The sequence below is a fragment of the Mucilaginibacter sp. OK098 genome (assembly GCF_900142915.1).
In the GTDB taxonomy this organism is placed as follows: Bacteria; Bacteroidota; Bacteroidia; order Sphingobacteriales; family Sphingobacteriaceae; genus Mucilaginibacter.
Genome location: NZ_FRCM01000011.1, coordinates 51,732 through 74,200 on the forward strand (window position 1 = coordinate 51,732; position 22,469 = coordinate 74,200).

General features: G+C 40.8%; 24 protein-coding genes. 14 read left to right on the plus strand and 10 right to left on the minus strand.

Annotated features, from left to right (window positions below; translation table 11 throughout):
- Positions 1-32: 32 nt before the first annotated feature.
- The 5 genes from BUE31_RS28335 to BUE31_RS28350 all read right to left on the minus strand — a co-directional run bounded on the left by BUE31_RS28335 (position 33) and on the right by BUE31_RS28350 (position 2,886).
- Positions 33-611 (minus strand): peroxiredoxin-like family protein, encoded by a 579-nt coding sequence (locus BUE31_RS28335; RefSeq protein WP_073407247.1) that lies wholly within the window; start codon positions 609-611, stop codon positions 33-35.
- Positions 612-685: 74 nt separating this feature from the next.
- Entirely contained in the window at positions 686-946 is a 261-nt protein-coding gene (locus BUE31_RS30860; RefSeq protein ID WP_143167296.1) for a hypothetical protein, read from the minus strand.
- Between the two features lie 177 nt (positions 947-1,123).
- On the minus strand, positions 1,124-1,399 hold the full coding sequence (locus tag BUE31_RS28340) for a hypothetical protein (RefSeq protein ID WP_073407325.1): 276 nt from the start codon (positions 1,397-1,399) through the stop codon (positions 1,124-1,126).
- Between the two features lie 11 nt (positions 1,400-1,410).
- On the minus strand, positions 1,411-1,974 hold the full coding sequence (locus tag BUE31_RS28345; protein WP_073407248.1) for a sigma-70 family RNA polymerase sigma factor: 564 nt from the start codon (positions 1,972-1,974) through the stop codon (positions 1,411-1,413).
- A 159-nt stretch (positions 1,975-2,133) separates the two neighbouring features.
- Positions 2,134-2,886, minus strand: a complete 753-nt coding sequence (locus BUE31_RS28350) for a hypothetical protein (RefSeq protein ID WP_073407249.1) — start codon at positions 2,884-2,886, stop codon at positions 2,134-2,136.
- A gap of 358 nt (positions 2,887-3,244) precedes the next feature.
- On the opposite strand from BUE31_RS28350, the gene BUE31_RS28355 reads away from it, so the two are divergent.
- The 4 genes from BUE31_RS28355 to BUE31_RS28370 all read left to right on the plus strand — a co-directional run bounded on the left by BUE31_RS28355 (position 3,245) and on the right by BUE31_RS28370 (position 7,100).
- A complete protein-coding gene (locus BUE31_RS28355) occupies positions 3,245-4,039 on the plus strand; it encodes a DUF1223 domain-containing protein (RefSeq protein WP_073407250.1) in 795 nt (264 codons plus the stop codon).
- Between the two features lie 43 nt (positions 4,040-4,082).
- Positions 4,083-4,781 (plus strand): cytochrome b/b6 domain-containing protein, encoded by a 699-nt coding sequence (locus BUE31_RS28360; protein ID WP_073407251.1) that lies wholly within the window; start codon positions 4,083-4,085, stop codon positions 4,779-4,781.
- Positions 4,765-5,556 (plus strand): molybdopterin-dependent oxidoreductase, encoded by a 792-nt coding sequence (locus BUE31_RS28365; protein WP_073407252.1) that lies wholly within the window; start codon positions 4,765-4,767, stop codon positions 5,554-5,556. The genes BUE31_RS28360 and BUE31_RS28365 overlap by 17 nt, the downstream gene beginning before the upstream one ends.
- A gap of 161 nt (positions 5,557-5,717) precedes the next feature.
- Positions 5,718-7,100, plus strand: coding sequence for an MFS transporter (locus tag BUE31_RS28370; RefSeq protein ID WP_073407253.1), 1,383 nt, complete (start codon positions 5,718-5,720; stop codon positions 7,098-7,100).
- 59 nt (positions 7,101-7,159) lie between these two features.
- Here the strand turns inward: BUE31_RS28370 and BUE31_RS28375 are convergent, their stop codons facing one another.
- Positions 7,160-8,314 (minus strand): alpha/beta hydrolase, encoded by a 1,155-nt coding sequence (locus BUE31_RS28375; protein WP_073407254.1) that lies wholly within the window; start codon positions 8,312-8,314, stop codon positions 7,160-7,162.
- A 256-nt stretch (positions 8,315-8,570) separates the two neighbouring features.
- On the opposite strand from BUE31_RS28375, the gene BUE31_RS28380 reads away from it, so the two are divergent.
- Positions 8,571-9,161: a TetR/AcrR family transcriptional regulator gene (locus tag BUE31_RS28380; protein WP_073407255.1), complete on the plus strand. Its 591-nt coding sequence runs from the start codon at positions 8,571-8,573 to the stop codon at positions 9,159-9,161.
- 21 nt (positions 9,162-9,182) lie between these two features.
- Complete coding sequence (locus tag BUE31_RS28385; protein WP_073407256.1) at positions 9,183-11,294, plus strand: beta-N-acetylhexosaminidase; 2,112 nt, start codon at positions 9,183-9,185, stop codon at positions 11,292-11,294.
- 78 nt (positions 11,295-11,372) lie between these two features.
- Here the strand turns inward: BUE31_RS28385 and BUE31_RS28390 are convergent, their stop codons facing one another.
- The gene (locus tag BUE31_RS28390) at positions 11,373-12,248 is read right to left on the minus strand and encodes a TIM barrel protein (RefSeq protein ID WP_073407257.1); all 876 of its coding nucleotides are present in this window, start codon (positions 12,246-12,248) and stop codon (positions 11,373-11,375) included.
- Between the two features lie 311 nt (positions 12,249-12,559).
- Here BUE31_RS28390 and BUE31_RS28395 point away from each other — a divergent pair, with 311 nt between their 5' ends.
- Complete coding sequence (locus tag BUE31_RS28395; protein WP_073407258.1) at positions 12,560-12,892, plus strand: MGMT family protein; 333 nt, start codon at positions 12,560-12,562, stop codon at positions 12,890-12,892.
- A gap of 6 nt (positions 12,893-12,898) precedes the next feature.
- Here the strand turns inward: BUE31_RS28395 and BUE31_RS28400 are convergent, their stop codons facing one another.
- From BUE31_RS28400 to BUE31_RS28410, 3 genes are all read right to left on the minus strand, one after another.
- The gene (locus tag BUE31_RS28400) at positions 12,899-13,267 is read right to left on the minus strand and encodes a hypothetical protein (protein ID WP_073407259.1); all 369 of its coding nucleotides are present in this window, start codon (positions 13,265-13,267) and stop codon (positions 12,899-12,901) included.
- A gap of 61 nt (positions 13,268-13,328) precedes the next feature.
- Entirely contained in the window at positions 13,329-13,697 is a 369-nt protein-coding gene (locus BUE31_RS28405) for a VOC family protein (protein WP_073407260.1), read from the minus strand.
- Positions 13,697-14,074, minus strand: coding sequence for a VOC family protein (locus BUE31_RS28410; protein ID WP_073407261.1), 378 nt, complete (start codon positions 14,072-14,074; stop codon positions 13,697-13,699). The genes BUE31_RS28405 and BUE31_RS28410 overlap by 1 nt, the downstream gene beginning before the upstream one ends.
- Positions 14,075-14,266: 192 nt before the next feature.
- Between BUE31_RS28410 and BUE31_RS28415 the strand changes: the two genes are divergently transcribed.
- From BUE31_RS28415 to BUE31_RS28445, 7 genes are all read left to right on the plus strand, one after another.
- Positions 14,267-14,614: a carboxymuconolactone decarboxylase family protein gene (locus tag BUE31_RS28415; protein ID WP_073407262.1), complete on the plus strand. Its 348-nt coding sequence runs from the start codon at positions 14,267-14,269 to the stop codon at positions 14,612-14,614.
- A gap of 43 nt (positions 14,615-14,657) precedes the next feature.
- Positions 14,658-15,269 (plus strand): ExbD/TolR family protein, encoded by a 612-nt coding sequence (locus tag BUE31_RS28420; protein WP_073407263.1) that lies wholly within the window; start codon positions 14,658-14,660, stop codon positions 15,267-15,269.
- Positions 15,269-15,823, plus strand: coding sequence for a DNA-3-methyladenine glycosylase I (locus BUE31_RS28425; RefSeq protein WP_073407264.1), 555 nt, complete (start codon positions 15,269-15,271; stop codon positions 15,821-15,823). The genes BUE31_RS28420 and BUE31_RS28425 overlap by 1 nt, the downstream gene beginning before the upstream one ends.
- Positions 15,824-16,017: 194 nt before the next feature.
- Positions 16,018-18,828, plus strand: a complete 2,811-nt coding sequence (gene polA / locus BUE31_RS28430; RefSeq protein WP_073407265.1) for a DNA polymerase I — start codon at positions 16,018-16,020, stop codon at positions 18,826-18,828.
- A 104-nt stretch (positions 18,829-18,932) separates the two neighbouring features.
- Entirely contained in the window at positions 18,933-19,484 is a 552-nt protein-coding gene (locus BUE31_RS28435) for a Uma2 family endonuclease (protein WP_073407266.1), read from the plus strand.
- A 300-nt stretch (positions 19,485-19,784) separates the two neighbouring features.
- On the plus strand, positions 19,785-21,206 hold the full coding sequence (locus tag BUE31_RS28440; RefSeq protein WP_073407267.1) for a glycogen synthase: 1,422 nt from the start codon (positions 19,785-19,787) through the stop codon (positions 21,204-21,206).
- Entirely contained in the window at positions 21,203-22,465 is a 1,263-nt protein-coding gene (locus BUE31_RS28445) for a glucose-1-phosphate adenylyltransferase (protein ID WP_073407268.1), read from the plus strand. Before BUE31_RS28440 ends, BUE31_RS28445 begins: the two co-directional genes overlap by 4 nt.
- Positions 22,466-22,469: the final 4 nt, after the last annotated feature.

Here is a 22,469-nt window from a genome sequence, read left to right on the forward strand (position 1 = left end):
TAATTCTCCTCAATTCGTGAAATTCGGTTCAATTATAAACTTTTTGCTATCAGGCTTATCGATGGTCTTTTTGTGTAATCCTTGTCAAAATGAACAAACACAATTTTTCCTGAGCTATTGATCACATAGGTAGCCGGAACAGGCAGCACATGGTCTGTATTGCCATTACCTTTTTCTAAATCAACTCCATACCCTTTTAGTTTTGCATACAGGTTTGGGTCAACTGTATAGTTTACATCGTAAGCTTTCATTATTGAATAGCCTTTATCCTGCACTATTGAAAATGATGCGTGTGTTTTTTCAATGGTTTTATTGATGTTTTCGCCTGTTTCAGGCGTTACGCCAATTACATAGGCACCTTTTGCGGTTAATAATTGCAATGAATCCTGCAATTGCTGTATGTGCTTATTGCAATAAGGGCACCACTGGCCACGATAAAAAAACAACACTACCGATTTATGTTCCTTAAGCAAAGCTTTCAGATCAAGGGTTTTGCCTGCGTTATCCGTAGCTGTAAATTCCGGTGCGTGGGCTCCGTTTTTAAGTCCTGTTTGTGCAATTGCCTGTAAACAGAAAAACAGTGTAACGGCTATGAGTATATATTTTTTCATTTGTCCTTTAAGTATTTAAAAATTTATAAAAAAGGAAGGAAGAAAGCTCTCCCTTCCAATCAAACAAAAACAACTCACATTTTACCTGAAGAGTCTTTCTTCATTTTGTCCATTTTCTTGTCCATTTTCATTTTGTCTTTCGACATTTTGTCCATCTTTTTCTTTTCCATTTTATCCATCTTCATCTTATCATTTTTCATTTTGTCCATTTTGCCGGTATCGCTAAGGGCAACGGTTGTTGAAGATAAATGGTTTACTGGTTTTGCCTGGATAGTTAATGATAAACAAGCTACAATGGCAGTTGCTAAAACTGCGCCCGAAATAATTGATTTCATACGTTGTAATTTTTTAGTTTTTTAATTGTTATTTACCCCTTAGTCGGGTATAGGCAATTAACCTTACAAAGTATTTTTAAATAGAGTGAAGAAGACACTAATTGCACGAATTTATTCGAATTTCACGAATTGGAAAGGGGCGAGAATTCGTGCAAATTCGCCCTCATTCGTGCCAACTTAGTTTTTGTTCAGCTCCTCTTCAATCCTTATCTGCAGTTCTTTTTTAAACTTATCATCAAGCTTTCTGTCTGCCTGCATTGAGCTTCGAAAAAGTTCCTGCACCATTTCATTAATAACCCGGCTTTGTTTTTTGTAGATCCTGCAAAAAGAGCAGCCCACCAAATGAATACGCAGTTCAAACGCTTCCCTCAAGGTTATTTTACCTGACGACCTTTTTTCTATCAGGAAGGTGGCCTGTTTACAGTTATATATAATTCTTTTCAAATAGCTCATAATTTTAAATTTTAAATCCAGTTTCGCTGAAGACATGCCCTCAAATTAAGCTTGGCACGATGGATGATCACCCAAAAGTTTGCAGCCGTTACTTTTAATTCCGTACAAATAATTTCAGTAGCTTCTTCATCAATATGCTTCATGGTAAATACCGACATCCACAAGGCAGGCAGCTTTTGAAGGCATTTTTGCATTATCTGTTCAAACTCCTTACTCACCAGCCGGTCTTTATCCTCAATACCAAATTCCTTTGGCCCGTTGTTATTTACCCAATGCCCGTCATCAGCATTAAAAAGGTCGCTCTGCTCATCCTCTGCCTCCTTTACCATTTTATTTTGCAAGCCGGAGGATTTTTTTCGGTACACATCAATAATTTTGTTTTTAAGGATGGCGGTAAGCCACGTTCGTTCCGAGCTTTTGCCTTCAAAGTTTGCGACTTTCTCCAATGCCGCTAAAAAAGTTTCCTGCACCAAGTCTTTTGCAAGCTCTTCGTCGTTAATGCGGGTTATAGCAAAGCCAAACAGGTAATCGGCATGCGCCGCCACCCAGTGATGCGGATTTAGTTGATGATCCATAAATTTAAATAGGCACTAATTTTCACGAATTGAATTTCGCTGTAATTTATTTATACCACAACTTATACTCTTAGTTGTTTATGCTTAGTCGTTAAGGTAGGTAAAACCTTACAGATAGTTAGAAAATAGGGGTTGTGGGTTAAAAGTGATTAAGTTCGCTCATATATTTTTTAATTGTGGCTTTATTTTCGCAAAAAACTCTTTATAATCATTTTCGTATTCTGCGTTTGTTATTCTTGAGAAACCACAATTTTCCATACAAATTCTTAAATAGTTTATGAATGTAGTTTCATTAGGCTCATTTAAAAACAAACCATCAATGCTTGGTTCCTTTGTTAATTGTATTGAGTAAGGAGGTCCCCCGCTAATATTATCTTTATGCAGATAATCTGCAGCTAATTCCAAATAAGGTGATTGTGAATTATCATCTTCCAAAGCTTCACTTAAATATTCTGTCCAATCATCATCTGAAACGTAATTAACAATATCGTCAATGCTGTTGATTTGTATCGGATCAGCACATTTCCAAAACATTTCTGGCCGGTTGTCATAGTCCCAGGCAAAGTTGCATGAACCCACAATTTTGTAGAATAATTTTAAGGATAAAGGTATCTGTCCAAAATCGCTGGTGGCACTATTGAGTTTAACCAGTAGTTCATCTGTATCTGGTAACGGGCGCAATAGGGGCCTTTCAGAATTGCATTGAAATTCGGTCTTAAATGCGTAATTGATATTTTTTAATTCTGAAAAAATAATTTCGAGATTAAAAACAACTCTATTAAAGGTTTCCGTCAATACACTTTGTATATCATCGAAGTATTTATCGCTAAACGCCTCTTGCCTTAAATTGTAAATATCGGAATAGACAGACCTACCATCTTCTCCATTTATATATCGATTATAAAATATCATAATGTTACTAAGATAGCATATTGCTACGCAACAGGTTCATCCTCCAGCGCCACCCGCGCCAGTTATCCGGTTCATCCTCATTGAGCAGCCTCGCAGCCCTTCGCTGCCACAAGCATCCTCGTTTTTAATTAGCTACAAAGCTAGCTACCCAACCTCTATATAAGTAAAATGCCCCCCGGTTTCCTGAGAGGCGCATGGGTAACTTAATGATGTTGCCTTTTCATACTCCCCTGTACAAGTTCATACAAGTTGATTCATTGCAATTTCTAAAAATAAAAAAATCTAATTTTATTGTAAGGAATATAAACCCCATCCGACTAACCATCAAAAACGTAAATAAACTATTAAATTATATTATATGAAATCAATTAAAATATTGGGCCTTGTTGCATTCCTGGCAATTGCAGCACTGGCATCCACAGCCTTTATTAATGTTAAGCTGTTAAACAAAGTAAACGCGGATGATAAAGGCTTTGCGGTTGTTGAGTTGTTTACATCAGAAGGCTGCTCAAGCTGTCCGCCGGCAGATGAGCTGGTTGCGAAAATTGAAAAAGAGAGCAAAAATAAGCCCGTTTACATCCTGGCGTTCCATGTTGATTATTGGGATCGTTTAGGCTGGAAAGATCAGTTTAGCAATGCTGATTTTTCGAAAAGACAGCGGGACTATGCCCATTATTTACACATTCAAGGTGTTTATACGCCACAGATAGTTGTAAATGGAGAAACAGAATTTGTTGGCTCACAGGAAGGTACCCTTCGCGATGCTATCCATACTACTTTGCAAAGAGCAGCAACAGCCCGGGTTGAGTTAAATGTTTCAACGATTGATCCAAAAAAGGCCAGCCTTAAATATGCCGTTGAAGGCACCGACAAAAACACGGTATTGCAGGTAGCAATTTTGGAGAAAGCGGCGACATCAAAAGTGGCAAGCGGCGAAAATGGTGGCAAAACGTTATCGCATGTTCAAATTGTACGTAAGCTACAGGCAGTAACGTTAAATGCAAATAACGGCACAGCAACCATTGCTTTGCCCAAGGGTTTTGATACAAAAGACTGGGAGATCATAGGCTTTTTACAAAACAAGATAAGCGGTGTGGTTACAGGCGCAGGCAGGGCCACATTTTCAAATGAAGCAATGGCATCGGTTAAGTAGTTTTAAAATTAGCTAACTTTACATCCGGTTATACATCAACACAATGAAAGCCATAAAAGAAAAACACTCCTTAGCTATGCGGTGGTGCCATTGGGTGAACTTCCCCATCCTCACCATTATGATCTGGAGCGGGATGCTGATCTACTGGGCAAATGACGAATATTCGTTCACCCTGTTTGGTCATACGTTCTTTCGCTTTTTCCCCGAATGGTTTTATCGCTATTTAAAAATTCCATATCGCCTTTCCGAGGGTATGGCTTTTCATTTCCTGTTTATGTGGTTCTTTACGCTCAACGGCATCCTTTACATTTTATATACCATTATTTCCGGCGACTGGCGTGAGCTGGTCCCCAAAAAGAATTCATTTAAAGAAGCCTGGCTGGTGCTGTTGCATGACCTGCATATCCGTAAAATGGCACCGCCGCAAAAAAAATATAATGCAGCCCAGCGCATAGCTTACACGGCTATTATTTTTATGGGCATTGGTTCGGTAGTTACCGGCCTGGCTATCTATAAACCTGTACAATTTTATTATTTAACCTGGCTTTCGGGCGGTTATCATTTTGCCAGGATCCTGCATTTTGCATTAACGCTTGGCTATGTTTTCTTTTTTGTGATCCATATTGTACAGGTTTTCCTGGCGGGATGGAATAATTTCAGATCGGTAATTTCGGGCTTTGAGGTAGTTAATGAAACCCCTGAACCAGCTATTCAAACAAACAACGATGAGCACTCCAAATAAAAAAATCAAAAAGGAACTTACCGTTCAACAAAAGATAAACAGGCGCAACTTTATATCATTTGCCAGTTTTACCATATTGGCAGGCGGTGCATTTGAGGGTTGGCGTTGGCTTTATAAATCGCCGCAGGAAGCTGCGGGCGGCATAACATCCGGCGCGCACCAACCGCTCCGCAGGGCTCTTAACAAAACCGAGTTGGTTTTCAGAAGGATTTTCAGCCCTAATCACCTGGTTAAAACCTACCCAAAATCAAGAGCGGCCAAACACGTGCGGGTTAACAGCGATATTGGTGTTGAAGCAGCAAAAAAGTTTGATCCTGCAAGCTGGACACTAAACGTAATTAAAAAAGGCGGCGAAGTTTTACAGGTTAGCCTGCATGACCTGATGGCCCTGCCAAAAACCGAGATTGTTTACGATTTTAAATGTGTTGAAGGCTGGGACCAGATCTCGCACTGGGGCGGCGTAAAATTCAGTGATTTTATAAAGCACTTCCAGCTGGATGAATATACAAAAATGGATTATGTGGGTATGGAAACCCCGGATAAAGCGTATTATTTAGGCTTAGATATGCCAAGCGCAATGCACCCGCAAACGCTGTTGGCTTACGAGATGAATGATAAGCTGCTTCCATTGCAAAATGGGGCGCCGCTACGCCTCATCATCCCGGTTAAGTACGGCATAAAAAACATCAAACGCATCGGTACCATATCCTTCAGTAACTCCCGCCCCAAAGATTACTGGGCCGAGAGAGGGTATGATTATTATTCGGGGCTGTAGGAGGAGGTGAAAGCTGAAAGGTAAGACTTCAAAGCCTGTACACTGTATAAGAACCCGGCATATAAAGACTTCCGTTTAAACCCCGGATTTATATTTTTACCAATTACACAAATCAAATTCGTTTAATCCGGAATAATTTGTGTAATTCGTGGTAGTTAAATATGCCCGTTACAAAGCTGCCTTTTTCCAAACAGATTGCCTATGCCTGCGGAATGATAGGCTGGAGTATTATGACCAATATTATTATTGTAATGCTCCCCTATTTTTATTTGGCGCCGTCAAATTCGGGGTTAATTCACCTTATTCCGCAATTGCTACTGTTTGGAATATTTAATATCATGTCGGTTGTTTTAACATCAGGGCGCCTGGTTGATGCAGTTGTCGACCCGTTTATTGCTTCGCTAAGCGATAAAAGCCACAACCCCAAAGGGCGCCGGATCCCCTTTATGAAATGGGCTATATTGCCGGCCATTATTTTTTGCGGACTTACGTTTTGTCCGCTGGTTAAAGCAGAAAGCACGTACAACGCGATATGGCTAACGTTTACGCTTATCTTCTTTTTTATGAGTGTAACCGCTTATATCATTCCTTATAATGCATTATTACCTGAACTTACCAGTACATCTGCCGAAAAAGTTAAGCTTTCTTCTTTACAGCAGGTTGGCTTTGTAATAGGTATTGTAATAGGGGCCCTTGTAAATAACTTTGCCGATCTTGTACAAAGCTCCTTTCATATAACCAACCGCGATACGGCAGTGCAGGACACCATTTGGGGGCTTTGCGCTTTTGCCGGCTTAATTATGTTGGTGCCGGTATTTGCTATCGACGAAAAAAAATATTCTGAAAGCAAACCATCACATTTACCCATATTCCCGGCTATCCGTAAAACATTTAGTCAACGGAATTTTAAATACTATTTGATCTCTGATTTTTCGTTTTATATGGCGCTCAGCATCATATCAAGTGGCTTATTGTTTTTTATTACCGTATTGCTGCCCCTGCCCAAATCAATGGGCGGGTTATTAATGGGTGTAATGGTAATGGTTTCGCTGTTGTTTTATCCGCTGATCAATTATTTATCAAAAAAGATAGGCAAGAAACCAATTGTGTTGTTTTCATTCGCATTGCTCAGCCTGATATTTGCTATGATCTACTTCTTAGGAAAATTCCCGTTTTTACCCGAAGTGCAGGTTTATACATTGGTGATTTGCGCCGCATTCCCGCTTGCCTCTTTAGGGATCTTGCCAAATGCCATACTTGCCGAAATTGCTGAAAAAGACGCCATCGACACCGGCGAAAATAACGAAGGGATGTTTTTTGCCGTTAAATACCTGTTTGTAAAGCTTGGGCAAACATTAGGCATTGCCTTATTTGCCTTCCTTACCGTTTATGGAATAGATGCGGGCCATGACTTTGGCCTGCGCCTTAACGGAATTTGCGGATTTGCGCTTTGCATGGTTGCATTTATTTTCTTTACCCGCTTTAGAGAGAAGAAACCAGGGATGGGGAAAGTACATGATCAATCGTCAGCAGAACATACATAGTAAATCATCAGGCAGTCAGCATAAATTAGGATAGATAATGGCTGTTTTGCAAACAACTCCTACTTTCTTACTTCCCCTTTAGGGGCCAGGGGGCAAACTGTATTTAAAAAAACATCCACAGCGTAGGTTGATAGTTGCCCGCCGGGACCGTTTAAATTAAAATCGAAACCGTGGGTTGCCCAGGGTAATTTCAGCCAGTAATGTTTTATCCCGTTTTGCTGTAGTTTTAAATTGAGGCGGCGGCTGTGCTCCGGCGAAACCAGCACATCGTTATTACCATGGATAATGAGTGTAGGGACAGCTTGTTTATTTACAAATTCTATTGGTGAACAGTCAGCGTATTTTTTTGGTGCCTGGCTGTATGAACCGCCAATATAATTTCTCATTACCTTCCTCGAATCCATTATCAATGGATTTGATGGAACAGAATATCCCCAAACCATATCCGCCGGTCCATAAAAATCAATCACACCCTTTAATGCCGGTTCATGGATAGTATATGCTGCCAGTAAGGCTATCTGCGCACCCGCCGAGCGGCCTAGTAAGACAAAACTATTGGTGTCAAGATGTAATTCCCGGGCATGTAGTTTTAAATATGATATAGCAGCCCGGAGGTCTTCAATGGGTGCCGGGGTTTGATATTTCGGGGCCATGCGGTAATTAATGGAGGCAATATTATAGCCTTTTGCAGCGAGGTAACTATTCAATTCAGGCAGTTGCCGGCTATCGCCCCCTGCCCACGAGCCTCCATGAATTATTATAACACATGGCCTGTTTCCTTTCAATTGCGATGGATAAAAATCAAGCGCCATTGAAGTATCCGGGTACTTTACATAGGTATAGGTTTTATAAGGCACCTCTTTCGTGCTTTTGAATAGGTTCCAAAAGCTGAAAGGCTGCCTGCTAGCCGGGAAATTAACAGGTGATCCGGATAATGATTGGGCCATGTCCTGCTTAACATCCTTTGCTGCCCAATATGCCCTAACAACGGGCGAAAGAAAAATTACCAGCGTAACAAGCCCCAGGATTGTGCCTGCCAGTTGATATTTCTGTACCCAAAAACCTGTTGCAGCTAACAACGCAGTAATTCCGGCAAATAACAATGGAAATTCAGTTACGCCAACTGCCAGTAACCATAAATAATAAGCAGGCGCCCTTAAAAAGCTTAACAGTGAAATAAGGAAGAAAATAAGAATAAAGTAAAAACGGATCATATAAATGTTATTTTGCCTGTACTTTTATGTTGCTAAGTATAGTAAAAGAAAGCTGTATAGCGGGTATTAAACCGGGAATTAATTTATTTCTCATTATGTAACATACGATGAATTAGTTGAATAGAGATTTATTCTAATTAATCTATGTTCAGCTATTGCCTGTGGATCTGTTAGTTGATATTGGAAAATATTTTACAATAAATATTTTCCAATATCAACGGGAAAATTATATTTGTAAAATATTTTCCTATCGTAAATGAAAGAAAAACTTATTGAATCATCCTTACAGCAGTTTTTAGCTAATGGCATTCGTAATATCACCATGCAAAAACTTGTACAAACGCTGGGCATCTCTACAAAAACCATGTACAGGTATTTTAATAATAAGGAAGAATTACTGGAGGCCTGTATCAATTTACACTATAAGGAATCTGATAAACAGGTGAAACAATTACTGGATGGTTCGCCAAATGTGGTTGTTTCGCTTTACCGCATTTATTCCAAATCCATCGAGCTTGATTTTGGCACCAATCACCTCTTTTATCATGATCTGAATTATTATTATCCTGCGCTGCAGGATAAAGTAATTAAACAATATACCAAAGGCGTAATGGAAACTTTAACCGGAATAATAAAAACCGGAATTGCCGAAGGACTGTTTTTAGCCCACCTGCATCCTGGTGTTGTATTGGAGGCGTTTTCTGTTTTATATACATCCATAACACGAAATGATACTTATAAAAAATTCGGCCTTACGCCGGATGAAATAGTTAATAACACCATTAATATTTATTTAATAGGCATATGCACCCATAAGGGGATGCAGCTATTAAATCAACTGAGTTAATTATCAATTAAACCTAAAGTTATGCATAAATTATTTACACTGTTGCTAATTTTTACAGGTATTTTATCAGCAAATGCCCAGTCGACAGATTCAATTTCCCTAATGCCCTGGCCGCAATCGGTTAAGCTTCAAAGCGGCCGGTTTGTATTTACTGACAAATTTACGGTAGGCCTTAACGGACCTGTAAGCGAAAAATTAACAGGTAGCATTAACCGGTTTTATCAGCAAGTGGGTAAACGCACCGGGCTTTATCTTCCGCAGGAATATATTACTGTAGCGGATAACAATACCAATGCACAGCTTGTAATCAACTTTAAAAAAACGATTTTACCGGCAATTGGTGTTGATGAAAGCTACACTTTAAGCGTTTCATCAGCAAAAATAACTATATCAGCGGCGACAGACCTTGGCGCTATGCACGGATTGGAAACTCTTTACCAGCTGGTGATGCCAGGTAAAACCGGGTATTACTGCCCTGTTATTGAAATAGCCGACTCGCCCCGGTTTAAATGGAGGGGATTGATGATAGATGTTGCCCGGCACTTTATCCCGCTTGAAGTTTTGAAAAGGAACATTGATGCAATGGCAATTGTGAAAATGAACGTACTTCACCTACACCTTTCGGACGATGAGGGCTTCCGGGTTGAATCAATGGTTTACCCAAAGCTTCAACAAAAAGGTTCAAACGGATTATACTATACACAGCAACAAATAAAAGAACTGGTTAATTATGCGCATAACCGGGGGATAATAATTGTACCGGAGTTTGATCTTCCCGGCCATTGCTCGGGTATCCTGGCCGCATATCCTTTTTTAGCCAGTTATCCTGCCGATTATAAACCTGCCAAACGGTATAACCTGGATACTGTAAAAAATCTGAATATAATGAAGGTGATGAGGCTGATAAACGAGGTGCAAACCCCAACTATCGACCCATCAAAAGAAAGCACCTATACGTTTTTCGACAAGTTTATTAAGGAAATGAGCGGTTTGTTCCCGGATGCCTACCTGCATGTGGGCGCCGATGAAAATAACGGTGTTGCCTGGAAGCAAGACCCGGCCATAACAGCGTTTATGAAAGCAAAAGGCTTTAAAAGCACGGATGAATTGCAGGCTTATTTTGTTAAAAGGATGTATGCCATCGGCAAAAAGTATAATAAGCGGCTGATAGGTTGGGAGGAAGCGTTTAATCCATCGTTACCCGAAGATGTGATCATACAAAAATGGAAGCCTGCCCCTATTGATAGCTTATCAAACAAAATAATTCGGCACAACAACCAGTTGATAATTTCCAGCGGTTATTATCTCGATCTTTATTTTCCGGCTTATATTCATTACTTAAACGACCCGGTTTCTGCCGGGATAAGCCCAGCCGATGCAGATAAAGGCATATTAGGTGCCGAAGCTGCCATGTGGAGCGAAATGGTGAACGATGAAAATGAAGAGATCAGGGTGTGGCCCCGCGCGGCTGCCATTGCTGAAAGACTCTGGTCGGCAGCAACGGTAAATAATGTTGACGATATGTACAGGCGGTTATCAAAAACAAATTTTGAACTGAATGACCGTGGTTTGCTGGAGAGCAGGAATTATATTAATATGCTGTCGCGATGGGTTAACGGAGCAAACGCGGGAGCAATAAAAACGCTTGCTGATGTTTATACGCCAATAAAAGGATATAGACGGCTAATGGCGGGTATGTTTACGCCTGTTGCCGTGCATCCAACCCTTTCAAGCCCCATGGTTAACATTGCCGATGCGGTAAGATGCGATTCGGAGCCACACCTGCATTTCAGGAAATTAGTTGCCGCCTACCTTTCAAAGCATGATACAGCCTGCCTTGCCCAAATAAAATGGCAATTGCTGCAATGGCAAAACAATAAGGTGAAGTTTGATGAGCTGGCTACAAATTCCCCTTACCTGCAAACAATAACAGACCTCTCAAATCAACTTACAGATGCAGCTGCCATTGGCTTGCAGGCATTAAACGGAGGCGGCAATAAGGATGATCAATTAAAGCAACTGCAAAAAGCAGGAATGCCTTTGCATGAAGTCCAGTTAGCTATCCTGCCAGAGATTGAGGCTTTAATTACCGGTAAGCTAAAAGATGAGCCAGCATCATACCCGTTGTTTTAAATCGTAAAAAATCAACCCATAAAAAAGCCAGACCTTCAGTTGAAGGCCCGGCCTGAGTTGATTGATTTATTAAGGTCTTTAAACTAAGTTACTTTTTATGTATGTAATGCTTTGGGTAATGCTGTCATAAGGGTTACCAGGGCAAATATCCTGTTCAACAAAGAAATATTTCATGCCTGCTTTATTTGCATGCTTAAATATATTTTTGAAATCAATTATGCCGTTACCCACCTCGGTAAACATGCGTTTTTCTGTTTTGTCCATATCCTTAACATGCCATAGCGGGAAACGGCCCGGATGCTCATTGATCAGCGCGATAGGGTCTTGTTTGGCCTTGGTTACCCAATAAAGGTCCATTTCCATTTTTACCAGGTTTTTGTCTGTAGTACCCAGCAAGGTTTCGTACGGATACTTGCCATCTTCTTGTATAAACTCAAAATCGTGATTATGGTAGCAAAGCTGGATGCCTGCTTTTTTGCAGATCTCGCCCGCTGTGTTCAGGTCTGCACCTATTTTTTTGTAGTGATCAAGATTTCCGCGTTCGGCAGGCGACAGCCATGCGCATACCATATATTTTACGCCAACGGCAGCTGCATCATCAACAGCTTTTTGCCAGTCGTTTAATATGGTGCCTTTCATCTCCTTGCCATCTTCGCCTAAACGGTAATGGCTGCTCGGCATTATCAAACCGTTATCTTTTAAAAGCTTTGCGAATTTTGCGGCATCCATGCCGTAAAACTTCTCGCTGCCTGTATAGGTAGCTCCTTCAACAGAGGTATAGCCTATTTGCGCAACCTTAGCCAAAGCTGCTACCGGATCAGCCCCCATAGCATCCCTAACCGTGTACAATTGTAGCCCGATGTATTTTTTGTCGTAAGCAAATAACTGTGGGGCAACTAATAAACCGGCTGAAAGAACAGCCGAAGTTTTAAGAAATGATCTCCTGGTACTCATTGGTTTTTAAATTGGTGAGGTAAATATAGTGTATTATCTACACTAAACAAGTAGGTAACAAATTTGAAACAATTATTTTTTTTGAACCAGCATTAGGACTTAAAGGCTGGTAATTGGTTTAAAAAATAATGTGTTTTATAAATATGAAAAGCAAAGGTTGTGCAGCTTCTGCCCCTGGGGATATGAGGGGTACATTTTTTAGGGTTACAGTCATTCCATGCCTAATAACAACACCAAAATGTTTTATACATTTGCTACAAGGGATCAATCTTTTACTGGCACATAAAAAAGTAAAGTAATTTTAGTAAATCATGGCCGAGCCTAATTTTTACGATAGTGTTTATGAAGTTGCAAGGCTGATCCCTAAAGGCAGGGTAACTTCTTATGGTGCAATAGCTGCTTATCTTGGTACAAAAGGATCATCCCGAATGGTGGGCTATGCTATGCAGGCTGCAGGCAGGGCGCATCCGCCTGTTCCGGCACACAGGGTAGTTAACCGGCAGGGGGTGTTAACCGCAAAATTTCATTTCGGCGGAAACCTCATGGAAACACTATTAGAAAACGAGGGTGTAAAAGTTATAGACGACCAGGTGCAGGATTTTAAAACCGTATTTTGGGACCCATCCATTGAGCTGGCTTTATAAAAAAGCTTATAGCTTAGCTAAGCTGTGTACGCTATCGCCTTTATAATCGGTAACCAGCCAGGTTAATAATAAACAGTTACCTAATATCACATAGTATAACTTACCATCAGCATTGTTATTGAAAAGCGTGTAGGCCAACACAATTAAGGCTACGGCAACAATAAACTCAACCAGCTCGTGAATGCTAACCGGGATGATCTTTACCAGGCCCATATTAAAATCGGTTAAAACAGTAAGCGCCAGGTGCGCTGCGCCCAATGCATAGGTAAATACAGCAAGTGTACCTGTAAAACCAAATATCAGCGGCGATGCCAGCAGAAATACAACTACAAGAATATCAATGATTCCGTGAACTTTTGGCGACATGAATTTCATAACTGTATTTTTTTAAGGAGTTTTAGACTAACTAAATTACAATTTATTTTTAATTACAAGGCTACAAATCAACCATTTGCAATAATTCCATCCTGTTGCCAAAAGGGTCAATAAAAGCAAGCCTTTTGCGGCCCGGAATTACAGGCTCTTCCATTAGTTCTACGTTATGTTTTTCAAAAAGTTTCAGTGCGATATCAACATTTTTTATTTCAAAAGCAATGTGCCGCACAGAGCGGGGCATCTGTGGTTCAACACCTATATGCAGCTCGATATCCCCAATATCAAACCAGTAGCCGGGGGTTGAAAACAGGTGGTCGGGGCGTTCAATTTGCTGCAGTCCGATAACATCGGCATAAAATCTGAGCGCTTCCTCCAGCCGTTCGGGAGGTACGCAAATATTTATATGGTCGGCGCGGATAAACTCAATCATTATTCATCTTCGGCAAAGGTAAGCACGTAGTTATTGTTATCCAATATAGAGAATTCGGTAGCCCCATAAAAAGTAGTTTCCAGGCCCTTTAACACTTTTACTTTATCCTTTATCAGCTCAAAAAATTCTCTTATTTTTTTTAGTTTGATATAAAGCAGCTGCGATGCGCCATTTTGCCGGCTAATCTCGGGCAGCTCTTCACCCAAACTGGCAAAAGTTTGGAACATAAAAGTAACATTGCCATTCATCATCATGGCCCAAATTAAATCGGGGCCGGTTTCGGGAACGGTAACTACCAGCTGAAACCCTATCGATTTATAAAAGGCGATGGTTTCATCCATACTGGTAACAAAAATATTAGGCGATAAGCTTTCCATAAGTTTTTTTATTTCGGAATTCGGATGTTCGATTTCGGATTTGGTAAATATTTAATTATTGAAAGAGGAAAATTACAAAAATGAATTTAATCTGATTGTAACTTGCACTTTAAATAATCACATTTACTTTTTAATTCCGAAATCGAACATCCGAATTCGAAAATTCACTAACTCGCTAAATCACTAATTAAAATGTCACTAATAGAAGATTTTGAAAGCTATCGTACAAAAATGAACGCCAGGATAATGGAGTCGTCCAATACCAATATAAAGCGTTTTTTTGCATTGGATACCACCACTTATGCCGATGGCGCACTTGATGTAAAAACCAAGGAAATGCTTGGCCTGGTAGCATCAATGGTTTTACGCTGTGACGATTGTATAAAATATCATTTAGGTAAATGCCATGAAGCAGGTGTAAAACATGATGAAATGAACGAGGTGTTTATGATAGCAAATTTGGTTGGGGGATCTATTGTGATTCCACACTATAGGAGAGCCGTGGAATATTGGGATGAGTTGAATGGTGTTGGTTTGTAGATTGAGACAATTAAACTGTAAATTTATGCTTTAACCCAAAGCCATGTATAACGGAAAATTACGGCGAAAAACTTTATCAGTTGATATGACAGCCATGTGCGATGTCGGTTTCCTGATATTGATATTTTTAATGTTGTTTTCGAAGCCTAAAATATTAACGCCTTATCAAATTGAAAGACCAAAGGCCAATGGAGTTGCGGTATATGATCCAAGTGGTGACGAGGTTATTATTACAATAGTGCAGGGACGGGTTATGTATGAAATCCCGACTGAAGAAGACCGGGCATTGATATTGGCAAAAATAGGCGCCAGGCATCATATTAACTTTACACCAGAAGAACTTAAGAAATTTAAAAAAATTAGCGTTATTGGTGTCCCCATTGATAATTTAAAGCAGTTTATCGACAGTTATTACAATGATGAAACATTTGCCAATCAACCAGGGATGCATGTAAACCACACACATAATGAACTGGTTGAATGGATAAAAGCAACACGGGCTGTTTCTATGGAAAACCATGGGAGGGATGTGCCTTTCATCATAAACGCTGATAAAAAAACACTTTACCCAATTGTTGAAACGGTTATGAACATATTGGGGAGCCAAAAGATATTTAAGATGAGCCTGTATTACGACGTAAAACATAAAATTTAATGACCAAACAATTACACCGCTGCCGCTGGGCAGGGACTGACGAGCTTTACATTAAGTACCACGATGAAGAATGGGGGAAAGAAGTTCATGATGACCATACTCTATTCGAATTCCTCATACTAGAATCCGCACAAGCTGGCCTAAGCTGGATAACCATACTGCGCCGCCGGGAAGGTTATAGAAATGCATTCGCCAATTTTGATGTAAAAAAGGTAGCCGCCTTTACTGATGCAGATGTTGAACGTTTAATGCAGGATGCCGGGATTATCCGCAACCGTTTAAAAATACTGGCCGCGATAAGTAATGCAAAGCTGTTTATCGGGCTCCAAAAGGAGTTTGGCTCATTTGATAAATATCTTTACAGCTTTATGCCCGATGGTAAACCAATCAACAACCATTCAGGCCTGACACCAGCAAGCACCCCTATTTCCGATACTATCAGCAAGGATATGAAAAAACGGGGCTTCAAGTTTTTTGGGACAACTATTTGTTACGCCCACATGCAGGCCACCGGCATGGTAAATGATCATGTGCCTGAGTGCAGTTTTAAATAAAATGAAGCACTAATTTTCACGAATTTATTCGAATTTCACGAATTGAGGTGGGTGTAAATTTTTCGAATTAAATAGAATTTCGAGAATTAAACTATCCCGTTAATAATTCTATTTTTGCATATAATCATTTGCATCAGAACCTTAAAAAAGAATTCGTGAAATTCGAATAAATTCGTGCAATTAGTGTAAATATCATGAAAAAACTATTTCTTCTGGATGGCATGGCCCTTATATACCGGGCGCATTTTGCATTGAGCAAAAGTCCGCGGTTTACATCGGGCGGGTTAAATACATCAGCCATAATGGGCTTTACCAACACCCTGCTAGAGGTATTGCGAAAGGAAAGACCTACACATATGGCTGTGGTATTTGATACCGAAGCGCCAACAGAACGCCATACTGAATTTGAAGCATATAAGGCGCATCGCGAAAGCATGCCCGAAGACCTTTCCAAGGCATTGCCCTACATATTTAAGGTTGTGCTTGGCTTTAATATCCCATTGATCACCTCCGATGGTTACGAGGCTGATGACATCATCGGTACGCTTGCCAAAAAGGCGGAAGCTCAAGGCTACCAGGTTTACTGTATGACCCCTGATAAGGACTTTGCACAGTTGGTATCTCCTAACATTTTTGTTTATAAACCCGCCCGCATGGGGAATGAAATGGAGATCATGGGTGTAAAAGAAGTGCTGGAGAAATGGGAAATTGAACGCGTTGAGCAGGTTATTGATATTTTAGGCTTATGGGGCGATGCGGTTGATAACATCCCCGGAATCCCGGGCATTGGCGAGAAAACAGCCAAAGCGCTTATTAAGCAGTATGGCTCGATGGAAGAGATCATCAGCCATAGTCACGAGTTAAAAGGCAAGCAGCGCGAAAATGTGGAAGCTTTTGCCGAGCAGGGATTACTTTCAAAAAGACTGGCCACCATAAACCTGAATGTACCGGTTGAGCTTGATGAAGCCGGACTGGAAATGTGTGCGCCAAGCAAAGACTTGCTGGAACCTTTATTTGCCGAATTGGAATTCCGTACTTTAGGGAGACGTGTTTTTGGTGATGATTTCAGTATTACAGAAACAAGAGCCGTATCCATCCAAACGGACCTTTTTGGGAACCCTGTTGCCGAAAGCCGCACTACGATGACCGTTGATGTAGAAGACATTTACGAGCCACCAACGCCGGCTGAAATAAAGAACATCCACACCGTTCCGCACGAATATCATTTAGCTGATACTTTCGGGAAACGCAGTGAACTTATTAGCCTGTTAAAACAACAAAAAAGCATTTGCTTTGATACCGAAACCACCGGCACAGATGCTAATCTTTGCGAGCTGGTAGGTTTATCATTTGCGATAAAAGCAGGAGAGGCTTGGTATGTGCCTGTACCTGTTGCCGATGAAGAGATCAGGAAGGTAGTTAATGAATTTAAACCTGTTCTTGAAGATGCTGCAATAGGCAAAACAGGACAGAATTTAAAATTCGATATCCTGATGCTGAAATGGTATGATGTTGAAGTAAAAGGCGACCTGTTTGATACCATGATGGCGCATTATATTATCGACCCGGATACCCGCCACAATATGGATATCCTGTCTGAGAATTATCTAAGCTACAAACCCGTTTCCATTACGGAACTTATTGGCGCTAAAGGCAAAAACCAGGGTAGCATGCGCGATGTGGAGATAGAAAAAATAAAGGAATACGCTGCAGAGGATGCCGACATTACCCTGCAGTTAAAAACAATATTTGAACCAAAGCTTAAGGAAGTAGAAAGCGAAAAACTGATCCACGAAATTGAGCACCCGTTGATCTACGTACTGGCCGATATTGAATACGAGGGTGTAAAAATTGACCATGATACGCTGAAAGAGTTTTCCAAAGAACTGGAAACTGATATAGCCAAGCTGGAGAAAATAGTTTACGAAAAAGCGGGAGTTCGCTTCAATATTGCATCACCTAAACAACTAGGCGAAGTGCTTTTTGAAAAGTTGATGCTGGACCCTAAAGCAAAAAAAACCAAAACCGGCCAATACCAAACCGGTGAGGATGTGTTGCTTTCCCTTGCTGCAAAAAGTGATATCGTGCGCGATATTTTAGATTACCGTCAGCTGCAAAAGCTAAAATCAACCTATGTTGACGCTTTGCCAACCATGGTAAACCCTAAAACGGGGCGTGTGCATACCTCCTATAACCAGGCGGTGGCTGCTACCGGGCGCTTAAGCTCAACTAACCCCAACCTGCAGAACATCCCTATAAAGACGGAACGGGGTCGGGAAGTACGCAAAGCTTTTATTCCGCGGGATAGCGGGCATACTATTGTATCTGCGGATTATTCGCAGATAGAGCTGCGTATTATAGCCGAGATCAGCAAGGATGCCAACATGATGGATGCCTTTGTTAAGAACCTTGATATCCATACGGCAACCGCTGCCAATGTTTACGGCATCGGTTTAGAAGAAGTAACCAGCGAACAGCGCCGCAATGCCAAAGCAGTAAACTTTGGCATTATTTACGGGCAGTCGGCATTTGGTTTATCACAAAGTTTGGGCATCCCCCGTAAGGAAGCTGCAGAAATTATAGAAAACTATTTTGCTCAATTCCCCGGTATAAAAAATTACATGAGCGATACCATGAACTTCGCCCGTGAGAACGGTTATGTATGCACGCTGATGGGTAGGCGCAGGTACCTGCGTGATATTAACTCCGCCAATCAAACTGTGCGTGGCTTTGCTGAACGAAATGCCATTAACGCTCCTATCCAGGGCTCGGCAGCTGATATGATCAAGATCGCAATGATCAACATCCACCGCGAATTTAAAGCCCGCAACCTTGATGCCCGCATGACCATGCAGGTGCATGATGAGTTGGTGTTTGATGTTCCGCACCACGAGGTGGAAATTGTAAAACCAATTATCATGGAGAACATGAAGAACGCCATAAAAACCACCGTGCCCATTATGGTTGAGATTGGGACTGGGGTAAACTGGTTAGAGGCGCATTGATCGTTTTGGTGAGTGGTTGATTAGGTTGGATTAAGTTGCTTTTTGTACAATAATTTTTAAATTGTATAAGTTATATTTGTATTGAAAGGTGCTAATGTAGTGATATGAACGATCAGCATAAATATAAAAATTTTATATCTGAAATCCCTTCAACGGCGGTAGAGGTTTACCGTATGTTACCGGAAGGTACCCGTTGTGAAGTTATTTTTAACGAATTGATTATGTCGCCATCACCGTCAAGGGAGCATCAGCTTGTCTTAATTAAGTTAACAACCCTGCTTTTCCAGTTTTTAGAAGATAAGCAAACCGGAACATTGCTTAGCGCACCTTTTGATGTGTATTTTGACGAGGAGCAATCAGTTGTTCAGCCTGATCTTTTTGTGGTGTTAAAAGACGATGAACAAATAATACAAAAGAATGGAGTACATGGAGTACCAGCTTTAATTATTGAGGTTGTATCCACTAACCGAGCTTATGATACCAAACGCAAAAGGGCTCTTTATGAAAAGGCCGGTGTTAAAGAGTACTTTATGATAGACCCGGAAAATAAAACAACAACACTGCTTACCTTAAATAATTCCGGGGCATATGAGCAAACCTATGAAGAAACAGGTGTGCTTACCTCTGCAATATTATCCTGCAAAATAATATTCTGAGAGATCTCCTTTTGGAGGCTCCGGCAGGAGCTTCCTGTTTATAGAAAAATCCTTTCCGCTTTCCTGGCTCCGTAGGCCTCTTTCTTTATCCATTCAATTATCATTTTCTTAAAAGCAATATTATAAACCATTCAAAAAATGCCATTATTATAAAAAACAAGGTTTAAGTTTTTTATTTTATAAATTAATAGCCGTATCGGCTAAACAAATAATAAAAATTGTTTTTTTAAACAGATTATGGGCCTTAGGGTTCTATATTTAAACAATTGTTTGCTTAAATTGAGCCAATAAATTCCCCCTATGAGAGTTTTTCACCTAAGTGCCGAGTGTTACCCGGTTGCCAAAGTTGGCGGCCTGGCAGATGTTGTTGGGGCATTGCCTAAATATCAAAACCAGGCAGGCTTACAGGCGGCGGTGGTAATGCCATACTATAACCGCAAATTTGTACAGGAAAACGAGTTCGATACCGTTTTTCAAAGTTCAACGCTGCTTGGAACGCGCCGGCTTTACTTCGAGATCTTAAAAGAAAAAACAGATAAGCTTGGCTTCGAACTATTTTTAGTAAAGATCCCCGGCCTGATTGACCGTGAAGAAATTTATAGCTACCCGGATGAAACGGAACAATTCATAGCCTTTCAGATAGCTTTTTTAGACTGGATCAGCTACTCACAACAAACGCCTGATCTGATCCACTGCCATGATCACCACTCAGGCCTGGTGCCATTTTTACTACAGCATTCAAAATTGTATACCCGGCTTGCGGCAACGCCAACCTTATTTACTATCCATAACGGGCAATATCATGGCGCTTTTGGTTGGGATAAACTTTCTTACCTGCCCGAGATTGATCTTTCAAAAACCGGCTTGCTTGATTGGGCGGGAGCTATAAACCCACTGGCATGCGCTGTAAAATGTTGCTGGCGATATACAACTGTTTCGCCAACCTATTTGGAAGAGCTTACTATTAACTCAAACGGGCTTGAGTATTTATTTTACCTGGAGAAAGCAAAAGGCGTTGGCATAATTAACGGAATAGATACTTCCATTTGGGATCCGAATAAAGATCCGATGATTACTCAAAAGTTTTCAATAAAATCGTTACCAAAAAAACAGGGTAATAAGGAAGCTTTATGTGCCAGGTTTAGCCTTGACCCTGAAAAACCACTAATTGCATTTATAGGTCGCCTGGTAATTGAAAAGGGGGCCGACTTGATAGCTACTGCCATGGAGGAGAGCTTTAACGAGCATCCGGGCCAGTTTAACTTTTTAGTTTTAGGCGCAGGTGAGAAAGAGACAGAAAAAGAGCTGATCCAGCTCCGTGATTTTTACCCGGAACAGTGCAATGTGTTTATAGGTTATGATGAAGCCCTTGCACATTTAATTTATGCAGGATCTGATTTTTTGCTGATGCCTTCGCGGGTAGAGCCATGCGGTCTTAACCAGCTGTATTCCCTGCGTTACGGAACTTTGCCAATGGTACGAAACACCGGAGGTTTACATGATACCGTTATTGATTTTGGCGATGAAGGTGGTTATGGCATCCGGTATAATAACGCCAGCGTTGAAGATATTTGTATTGCTATAAGCCGTGCCCTGCAATTGTATGCTAATGATAAACACCTGCAAACCCTGCGTAAATTAATGATGGCGCTAGATTTTTCGTGGGATCGGTCGGCCAAAGAATATATTACCCTTTATGAAAGTTTAAATCCAACTATATGACCTCTAAAGTAATTTGCATTGTTCTTGGCGGTGGCCAGGGTAGCCGTTTGGCTCCGTTAACCACAACCCGTTCAAAACCGGCTGTACCAATTGCCGGTAAATATCGCCTGGTTGATATTCCCATTTCAAACTGCCTGCATTCGGGCATTCACCGCATTTATGTGCTAACGCAGTTTAATTCGGCATCGTTAAATAAGCATATAAAAAACACCTATCATTTCAGCAATTTCAGCGAAGCTTTTGTTGATATCCTGGCTGCCGAGCAAACGCCAACAAATGTGGGCTGGTACCAGGGAACTGCCGACGCCGTTAGGCAAAGCCTTCACCATTTGGCCGTACATGATTTTGAGTATGTGCTGATCCTCTCAGGAGATCAGTTATACCAGATGGACTTTGAGCATATGATTGAGCAGCATATTGCTGCAAATGCTGATATCTCCATAGCTACCATACCTGTACATGCCAATGATGTACCGGGTTTTGGGATCTTAAAGACCGATGCAAACAGCATGGTTTCGGCCTTTATTGAAAAGCCTAAAACCAATTTCGAAAGCTGGGCATCAGAGGTAAGTCCGCAAATGGAAGCCGAAGGAAGGTTTTACCTGGCATCGATGGGGATCTATATCTTCAACAAGAAACTTTTATATGAACTGCTTGAAGGTAATGACCATACGGACTTTGGTAAAGAGATCATCCCGCAATCCATAACTGATCATAAAGTGTTAAGCTACCAGTACGAGGGCTACTGGACTGATATCGGTACTATTCCGTCATTTTTTGAGGCAAATATTGGCTTAACTGATGATATTCCTCAATTTAACCTTTTTGATAAGCACCCTATTTATACCCGTGCAAGGATGTTGCCTCCATCAAAAATGTCGGGCACACATGTTGATAAGGTTATTATTTCTGATGGCTGCATAATTAACGCCAGCCAGATAACCCGCTCCATTATAGGCATCCGTACCCGGATTGGTTTTGAATCTATTATTGAAAACTGTTACGTAATGGGGAGCGATAACTACCAAACATTAGAGCAAATTGCAGAATCGCACGAAAGCCAGGCGCCTATTATGGGTATTGGCGACAGATGCCATATTAAAAATGCCATTATTGATAAAAACTCCAGTATTGGCGATGATGTACAGATAAATTGCGGCGAAAAGCTTGAAAATGGCGATTACGGCGCATATGTTGTTCAGGATGGAATTGTGATAATAAAAAAGAGGGCTGTAATTCCTAATGGCACTATAATTTAAGTGG

What these genes read in the sequence shown, in the direction of transcription:
- BUE31_RS28420 (WP_073407263.1), top strand. Translation starts at nt 14,658, where the DNA reads ATGTATAACGGAAAATTACGGCGAAAAACTTTATCAGTTGATATGACA.
- BUE31_RS28390 (WP_073407257.1), bottom strand. Translation starts at nt 12,248, where the DNA reads ATGAGTACCAGGAGATCATTTCTTAAAACTTCGGCTGTTCTTTCAGCC.
- BUE31_RS28415 (WP_073407262.1), top strand. Translation starts at nt 14,267, where the DNA reads ATGTCACTAATAGAAGATTTTGAAAGCTATCGTACAAAAATGAACGCC.
- BUE31_RS28440 (WP_073407267.1), top strand. Translation starts at nt 19,785, where the DNA reads ATGAGAGTTTTTCACCTAAGTGCCGAGTGTTACCCGGTTGCCAAAGTT.
- BUE31_RS28375 (WP_073407254.1), bottom strand. Translation starts at nt 8,314, where the DNA reads ATGATCCGTTTTTACTTTATTCTTATTTTCTTCCTTATTTCACTGTTA.
- BUE31_RS28365 (WP_073407252.1), top strand. Translation starts at nt 4,765, where the DNA reads ATGAGCACTCCAAATAAAAAAATCAAAAAGGAACTTACCGTTCAACAA.
- BUE31_RS28360 (WP_073407251.1), top strand. Translation starts at nt 4,083, where the DNA reads ATGAAAGCCATAAAAGAAAAACACTCCTTAGCTATGCGGTGGTGCCAT.
- BUE31_RS28335 (WP_073407247.1), bottom strand. Translation starts at nt 611, where the DNA reads ATGAAAAAATATATACTCATAGCCGTTACACTGTTTTTCTGTTTACAG.
- BUE31_RS28385 (WP_073407256.1), top strand. Translation starts at nt 9,183, where the DNA reads ATGCATAAATTATTTACACTGTTGCTAATTTTTACAGGTATTTTATCA.
- BUE31_RS28435 (WP_073407266.1), top strand. Translation starts at nt 18,933, where the DNA reads ATGAACGATCAGCATAAATATAAAAATTTTATATCTGAAATCCCTTCA.
- BUE31_RS28370 (WP_073407253.1), top strand. Translation starts at nt 5,718, where the DNA reads ATGCCCGTTACAAAGCTGCCTTTTTCCAAACAGATTGCCTATGCCTGC.
- BUE31_RS28355 (WP_073407250.1), top strand. Translation starts at nt 3,245, where the DNA reads ATGAAATCAATTAAAATATTGGGCCTTGTTGCATTCCTGGCAATTGCA.
- BUE31_RS30860 (WP_143167296.1), bottom strand. Translation starts at nt 946, where the DNA reads ATGAAATCAATTATTTCGGGCGCAGTTTTAGCAACTGCCATTGTAGCT.
- BUE31_RS28400 (WP_073407259.1), bottom strand. Translation starts at nt 13,267, where the DNA reads ATGAAATTCATGTCGCCAAAAGTTCACGGAATCATTGATATTCTTGTA.
- BUE31_RS28345 (WP_073407248.1), bottom strand. Translation starts at nt 1,974, where the DNA reads ATGGATCATCAACTAAATCCGCATCACTGGGTGGCGGCGCATGCCGAT.
- BUE31_RS28395 (WP_073407258.1), top strand. Translation starts at nt 12,560, where the DNA reads ATGGCCGAGCCTAATTTTTACGATAGTGTTTATGAAGTTGCAAGGCTG.
- BUE31_RS28340 (WP_073407325.1), bottom strand. Translation starts at nt 1,399, where the DNA reads ATGAGCTATTTGAAAAGAATTATATATAACTGTAAACAGGCCACCTTC.
- BUE31_RS28425 (WP_073407264.1), top strand. Translation starts at nt 15,269, where the DNA reads ATGACCAAACAATTACACCGCTGCCGCTGGGCAGGGACTGACGAGCTT.
- BUE31_RS28350 (WP_073407249.1), bottom strand. Translation starts at nt 2,886, where the DNA reads ATGATATTTTATAATCGATATATAAATGGAGAAGATGGTAGGTCTGTC.
- BUE31_RS28410 (WP_073407261.1), bottom strand. Translation starts at nt 14,074, where the DNA reads ATGGAAAGCTTATCGCCTAATATTTTTGTTACCAGTATGGATGAAACC.
- polA (WP_073407265.1), top strand. Translation starts at nt 16,018, where the DNA reads ATGAAAAAACTATTTCTTCTGGATGGCATGGCCCTTATATACCGGGCG.
- BUE31_RS28380 (WP_073407255.1), top strand. Translation starts at nt 8,571, where the DNA reads ATGAAAGAAAAACTTATTGAATCATCCTTACAGCAGTTTTTAGCTAAT.
- BUE31_RS28445 (WP_073407268.1), top strand. Translation starts at nt 21,203, where the DNA reads ATGACCTCTAAAGTAATTTGCATTGTTCTTGGCGGTGGCCAGGGTAGC.
- BUE31_RS28405 (WP_073407260.1), bottom strand. Translation starts at nt 13,697, where the DNA reads ATGATTGAGTTTATCCGCGCCGACCATATAAATATTTGCGTACCTCCC.